The sequence below is a fragment of the Rhizobium cauense genome, assembly GCF_019511525.1.
Taxonomy (GTDB): Bacteria; Pseudomonadota; Alphaproteobacteria; order Rhizobiales; family Rhizobiaceae; genus Rhizobium; species Rhizobium cauense.
Genome location: NZ_JAEUAT010000045.1, coordinates 1 through 6,589, shown reverse-complemented (window position 1 = coordinate 6,589; position 6,589 = coordinate 1). Strand labels below are relative to the sequence as shown.

Annotated in this window: 5 protein-coding genes; all 5 read right to left on the bottom strand. The window is 59.0% G+C overall.

What is annotated here, in order from left to right:
* Positions 1 to 112 precede the first annotated feature (112 nt).
* Positions 113 to 1,243, bottom strand: a complete 1,131-nt coding sequence (locus JNB88_RS34495) for a hypothetical protein (protein WP_338111080.1) — start codon at positions 1,241 to 1,243, stop codon at positions 113 to 115.
* Between the two features lie 599 nt (positions 1,244 to 1,842).
* Positions 1,843 to 3,492, bottom strand: coding sequence for an arylsulfatase (locus JNB88_RS32930; protein WP_220359144.1), 1,650 nt, complete (start codon positions 3,490 to 3,492; stop codon positions 1,843 to 1,845).
* A 239-nt stretch (positions 3,493 to 3,731) separates the two neighbouring features.
* Positions 3,732 to 4,547, bottom strand: a complete 816-nt coding sequence (locus tag JNB88_RS32925; protein WP_220359143.1) for a DUF4167 domain-containing protein — start codon at positions 4,545 to 4,547, stop codon at positions 3,732 to 3,734.
* 345 nt (positions 4,548 to 4,892) lie between these two features.
* Positions 4,893 to 5,774: a peptide chain release factor N(5)-glutamine methyltransferase gene (gene prmC, locus JNB88_RS32920; protein WP_220359142.1), complete on the bottom strand. Its 882-nt coding sequence runs from the start codon at positions 5,772 to 5,774 to the stop codon at positions 4,893 to 4,895.
* On the bottom strand, positions 5,771 to 6,589 hold an 819-nt coding region (gene prfA, locus JNB88_RS32915; protein WP_220359141.1), incomplete at its 5' end, for a peptide chain release factor 1. The genes prmC and prfA, both read right to left, overlap by 4 nt.

The following is a 6,589-nucleotide window of genomic DNA, read 5'->3' as shown; positions in this document are numbered from 1 at the left end:
GAGGTGCGCGCCCCCGTCGACGGCTTCGTCTATGACCTGCAGGTCCACACCATCGGCGGCATCATCACCTCCGGCGCCACCGTCATGTCCGTCGTGCCGAAGAGCGGCGACCTCATCGTCGAGGTCCACCGCGATAGAGAAAGTATTCGAAGGGGCCGGCTGCAACTGGGCCGCCCAACGAAAACGCGCTTGCCGTCGTCGTGCCGCCATTGATTGCGTCGACGACAAGGATGCCGTTCCCGTTGGTCAAAGCGCCTTGGCCGTCGACATTGGTGATGAACATGCTGGTCGAACCGCTTGCCTGCCCGGTGTCGATGATCAGCTTGTCCGAAGGGGAATTGTCCGTGTCGAGATAGGTGTGCAGCCAGAGTTGCCCATTCTGGCCGACGTAGTTGCCGAAAATCCTGAAGGTGTCATGCAACGAGGTGCCCGGCCCCGGCGCGTCGTTCGTCAGGTCGATGATGCCGGCATTGTTCACCGTCACCAGTTGTGAAGTGTTGAAAGGCACGATGGCATAGCCGAAGGAATTTCCCGCTTCGATGCGGCTGGTGGCATCGACCGAGATGGTGCCGGTTCCGGTCACCGAATCGCCGAGCGTGAGTACGCTCGTCGTATAGATGAACGTCAGCTTGGACTGGTTGATGATGTTGATGGCTTCCCAGTTGGTGAGGTTTTTTGGCTCGTCGCCCCCCTGGTTACCGTCGTCGTTGGTGGTGCGCTCCCAGTTGAGCGTGTCGTTGCCGAGCCCACCGTCGATAATCTTGCCGGCCGTCAGGTTTGCCTGGCTGAGAAAGCCAAAATTGGCGACATCGTCGCCATTGCCCATCTGCACGGTGGCGGCGACATTGCCGATGAGCCAGGTGAAATTGTCATTGCCGTCACCCATATCGACCGAGGTCTGTACGGTGCCGGCGATCAGCCCAAGAATGTCGTCGCCTGCCCCGAGACTGATCGCTCCGGCAAAGAAGCCGTCATTGATCACGGTGTCGTTCGACGTCCCGGTGCTCGTCACCCCGTTCTGTACCGTGCCCGGTCCCAAATTGAGGATGATGTTGGTCCCTGTCCCCTGCAGCAGGATATTGCCGTCAATGAGACCTTGGTTGTTGAGCGTGAAGCGGTCATTGTTTGTGGCGACGACGCCGTTGGTGAAGGTTCCGCCATTATTGTTGACGACACTGGTTCCAGGCCCGGTGACCTCCACGTTGCTGGTCAGGCTCGTCGTATTGTCTGCATTGATGGTCACAGACCGACCGCTCGGAGTCGGGCCGGGCGTTGAACCTGAGCAGTCGATGACGCCAGGTGTGTTCTCGACGCAGGCAGCTTCCGCACGCGTGCCGCCGAGGCCGAGAAGGGCGATAGACGCGACGGATGACTGAAGAAGGAGGAGACGGAAGGATCCGTTTAGCGGTTTGCCGGGCCAGCGCGGTGGAACGTCTGGGGGCCCTGAATGAGGTCTGCTACTACTAGCTGGACATTTGCCTGTTGAACGAACACGAAACTGGTCTGTGTACTCTGGCTTAATCATCGATTACCCCAAGCAGTCAACCCGGCGCAAGGATCGGTTGAGTTCCATTTTATGTCAATTATTTAGGGAGTACTGATGCCCATTCTCCCAACCGTGTGCCTTGATGGCAACAATGCTCTCAAAGTGCGAAAATATATGCATAATGCTATTTATGCGCGATATCGTTGACATGAAGAGAACTTCTGGAGGCTTGGCGGCCTCATAATCACGTTAGCTGGCTTCAAGGCGGCACGGCGCCAAGCACCACCATAAGGCGACTTGCTTTGGCCGAGGTGGCGGGGAACTCGCGTAAGCCCCCGCCATTTTTCCTGATAGCGCTATTGCGGAGCAAGCCGCTCAAGCTCGTTCAGCCGTTTCAGGGCCGCCTGCTGCCGAAGCAAGGCGTAGTTGATGCCGCTCGCATTCAGCGAACTGCCTTCCTGATAGGGGTACTGGGTGAAGTCTGAGAAGAAGTCCTTGATCTTGGCTTGCACGGGAACAAGCAGCCACATGTTGCGGGCAAGAAAGTCGATGGCACCGCCACCCTCCTTCATGCCGCGTTCGTAAGGATCCATACGCAGGTTCGCGATATTGGCCCAGGCAGGCACTTCACGCGTCGCAGTAGCGATATTTCCTTCGCTGTTGATTGCAAAGCTGAGCTTCCAGTCATTCCAGCGGATGGCGTTGAGATTGCCCCCTTGGTCGAAATAGTAGACCGCGTCACGCGGACCGGTCTGAGCTTCGCCCTTTAGCAATGGTCCTAGGTCATAACCATCCAGGTGCACCTTGAAGTCTTTGGTGCCAGCCTTGAAGCCAGCCTTCATCTGCTCCTTGACATCAGGTATTCCGGCAACGCTTGCGAAGGTCGGCATCCAGTCCATAAGCGTGACGATCTCGTTGACCTCCGTTCCGGGTTTGACGACGCCCGGCCAGCGGACCATCATCGGGATGCGGAAGCCGCCCTCCCAGGTGGTGCCTTTCTCGCCGTGGAACATCGTCATTGCGCCATCCGGCCACAGGGCCAGCTCCGCACCGTTGTCGGTCGTGTAGAGAACAATCGTGTTGTCAGCGATGCCCAACTGATCCAGCTGATCGAGAAGCTGACCGACGTGACCATCATGCTCCAACATGCCGTCCGCATGAATGCCCTTGCCGGTCTTGCCGAGAGAGTCCGCCTTCAGATGCGTGAAGACGTGCATGCGCGTCGAGTTGAACCAGACGAAGAAGGGCTTTTCCGCTTTCGCTTGCCGATCGATGAAATTCTTGGCCGCCGCCAGGAACTCTTCATCGACCGTCTCCATGCGCTTGGTATTCAGAGCGCCGGTATCCTCAATCTTCCCATCCGCCGTTGACTTGATCACACCGCGAGGGCCGAACTGCCTGCGGAAGGCTGGATCCTTCGGATAGAAATAGCCTTCCGGCTCCTCCTCGGCATTGAGGTGATAGAGATTACCGAAGAACTCGTCGAAGCCGTGCTTGGTCGGTAGGTGTTGGTCCTGGTCGCCGAGGTGATTCTTGCCGAATTGGCCGGTCGCATACCCCTGCGTTTTCAGCACATCGGCAATCGTCGGCATCCAGTCCTGAATCCCGTGTGGATCGCCGGGCATACCGATCGTCAGCAATCCGGTGCGGAACGGCTCCTGCCCCAGGATGAAGGAGGCTCGGCCTGCCGTGCAGCTCTGCTGCCCATATGAATCCGTAAAGATTGCCCCTTCCTTGGCGATCCGGTCGATGTTTGGCGTGCGATATCCCATCAGACCCATGGTGTAGGCGCTGATCTGCGGGATGCCGATGTCATCCCCGAAGATGACCAGGATGTTGGGCTTCTTGCCGGATGGCGCCGCTGTCTGCGCCTGGGCTGCTGCGGAACTCGCCATACTGGCGACTGTGACCGCACCAGCAGCAAGGGCCGTCGATCCGATCAGTAGGTTGCGGCGCGTGAGGTTGCTGGTGTCGGAGTGTGCTTGCACTTTTTCGTCGCAGGCCATGTCGCATGTCTCCGTAAAACGTGGACGTCTACAGTGGTGTCCGTTGATGGAATGCATTGGCGCGATCCACTGACGCATAGCAGCCGCACAGGCGTAAGTACGTTACGGTAAATGTGCCGTACTTTAACGTTCGCGGAGGGGCCGACACACACGCAAACACAACTGCAAAAACAAAAAAGGCCGCTCCAAGGAGCGGCCCTTATCAACTATCTCCGTCCGGTCGGACGGAGGCAACTTGCTTACTCAGAGGCTGCATCCGCCAGCGCAGGAGCTTCGCCTGAAGCGGCAGCTTCGCCTTCAGCCGAAGCCTCACCTTCAGCAGCGCGACGCGGACGGCGCGGACGGCTGCTGGCAGCGCGGCGACGCGGCTGACGCTCGCGCGGCTGACCGGCGGCGCTCTCCTCGTCCATCGAAACCTCTGCTGGGATACCTTCGATCTCCGGCTGCGGGCCGCTGCCATCGATGACTTCAGGCTGCGGTTCGGCAGCTACGACTTCAACCGGCGCTGGCTGCTGTTCCTGACGTCGCGGCTGGCGAGGCTGATCGCCATTGCGACGCGACTGGTCGTCGTTACGGCGCGGCTGGTCATCGTTGCGACGCTGCGACTGTTCATCCGAACGGCGCTGCTGGTGTTCATGTTGCTGGCGCGGCGGCTGGACGATGACGACATCGTCGTTGTCGATGCCTTCGATATCGTCGCCTTCGCGTTCAGCGCCCTCACTGAATTCGTTGCGGTCATCACGCTGGAAACGTTCCTGCATCTGCGCCTGTGCGGCGGCAATGATGCGGTTGTAGTGTTCGGCGTGCTGCAGGTAGTTTTCGGCGATGACACGGTCGCCCGAGCTCTGCGCGTCGCGAGCAAGCTGCGCGTACTTCTCGGCGATGTGCTGCGCGGTACCACGGATCTTCACGTCTGGGCCGGAGCTGTCGTAGGTCCGCGTCAGCGGATTTCCGCCTTTGCGGTTGAAATTGTTGTTATTGTTATTTCCACCGCCGCCGCCGCCGTTGTTGTTGCCACGCCCGCGACCGCGCTTGTTCTGCTGTCCTGGCCTCATCGATCGTTCACCTGAATTCTCTGTTTGTTGTGGAGTGATGGCACCAACTGCCGTGGCCGGTTGTACCGGCTCAGAGCCCTCGTGCCGCAAGCATAATGCGCCTTCGCGCCAACCTGCCGCTTGTTCTCAAGTCAGTTTGACTGATTCACGCATTGGGTCGTGTTCAACCTTTGAAGCTCTCGTTTAAAAGAGCGGACCCCCGAGGCCGAGCTAGTATCGAACGACTTGTCGTTCTGTCCTATCTCTCCAACGCGTGGGGGCAACCTATATTGCTTCCCGTGCAAATCCAAGCTTTTTCTTCGCAATGGCACCCATGTCCTGTCTAATGCTCTAAATTGTCGCGCATCATTTGAGCGCGAACACGAGCGCCCGGTCATTCTGGCCGTAATCCTTCACGGATTCCAGGAACTTGAAGCCTTCAGCTTCAAAAACATCGATCACGTCGTTCCGTTGATCGTAGCCTATCTCAAGTCCAATAACGCCAGAAGGCTGCATGAACCTTGCTGCATCCTTGGCTATGGCTTTGTAGGCGTCAAGCCCATCCGTGCCGCCATCCAGTGCTGCGGCCGGATCAAATTTCGTCACTTCGGGAGCGAGAGTGTGAACAACCTTAGAAGCGATATAGGGCGGATTTGAGACAATCGCGTGAAACGAGCCGTGGATGTTCTGAAACCAGCTGGATTGAATGGCTTCGAAGCGATCCTGCAATCCGTTTCTTTCCGCGTTTGATTTCGCCGTCCTCAATGCATCGGCCGATATGTCGCTGCCGACGCCTGACGCTTCCGGACACTCGCTCAACAGCGCTAGGCATATCGCCCCTGTTCCGGTTCCTAAGTCAAGGATATGGATATGGCCTTCGGTCTTTGCAAGAGTGCGCAGATAAGGAAGCATCGTGTCGACGAGAATTTCCGTATCAGGCCTCGGCTCGAGCGTTTCCGCCGACAATGACAATGGCAGCCCATAGAATTCGCGTTCACCAAGAATGCGGTGAACCGGCTCATGCGCCAGCCGACGCTCGATCGCCTTGTCGATCAACACCGCCTGCTCATGGGCGACGGTCTCACCACCGTGCGTGATAATGGCGGTTGTCGAAAGTCCAAGCAGCCCCGCAACGAGGACGCGCGCGTCCGCGGCAGCACTTTCGATACCAGCTTCGGTGAAGCGATGCCGGGCTCCGGCCAGGACTTGGGAAACCGTAGGCTCGGCCTGTTTCCCGCTCCCGCTCATAGCTGTTGTTCGCCGAGCTGCGCCAGCTGGCTCGCCTGGTAGTCGGCCATCAGGGCATCGACCACCTCGTCGATCTCGCCGACCATCATCCGGTCGAGCTTGTAGAGCGTCAGATTGATACGGTGGTCCGTCACGCGCCCCTGCGGGAAGTTATAAGTGCGGATGCGTTCGGAACGGTCGCCGGAGCCGACCTGGCTCTTGCGGTCGGCGGATCGCTCGCTTTCGGCGCGTTGGCGTTCAGCGTCGTAGAGGCGCGAGCGCAGAACCTGCATCGCCTTGGCGCGGTTCTGGTGCTGCGACTTCTCGGAGCTGGTGACGACAATACCCGTCGGCAGGTGGGTGATACGCACAGCAGAGTCAGTGGTGTTGACATGCTGACCACCGGCGCCGGAGGAACGCATCGTATCGATGCGAATGTCTTCCGCCCGGATCTCGATGTCGATCTCTTCCGCCTCAGGCAAGACCGCGACCGTCGCGGCCGAGGTATGGATACGCCCGCCCGCTTCGGTTTCGGGCACACGCTGGACCCGGTGAACGCCGGATTCGAACTTCAGCTTGGCAAACACGCCCTTGCCGGTAATGGTCGCGATGATTTCCTTGAAGCCGCCCGCTTCGCCTTCGCTCGACGACAGGACTTCGACCTTCCAGCCGTGCGCAGCGGCATAGCGCTCGTACATCCGAAACAGGTCGCCGGCAAAGAGTGCCGCTTCCGAACCGCCGGTGCCGGCGCGGATTTCCAGAATCGCGCTCTTTTCGTCGGCAGCGTCCTTCGGCAGCAGCAGGATCTGGATTTCCTGCTCCAGCGCCTCCAGCCG

Bases quoted from the DNA above. Each gene is read 5' to 3' on its own strand.
- JNB88_RS32930 (WP_220359144.1), bottom strand. From the start codon at position 3,492: ATGGCCTGCGACGAAAAAGTGCAAGCACACTCCGACACCAGCAACCTC.
- JNB88_RS32925 (WP_220359143.1), bottom strand. From the start codon at position 4,547: ATGAGGCCAGGACAGCAGAACAAGCGCGGTCGCGGGCGTGGCAACAAC.
- prmC (WP_220359142.1), bottom strand. From the start codon at position 5,774: ATGAGCGGGAGCGGGAAACAGGCCGAGCCTACGGTTTCCCAAGTCCTG.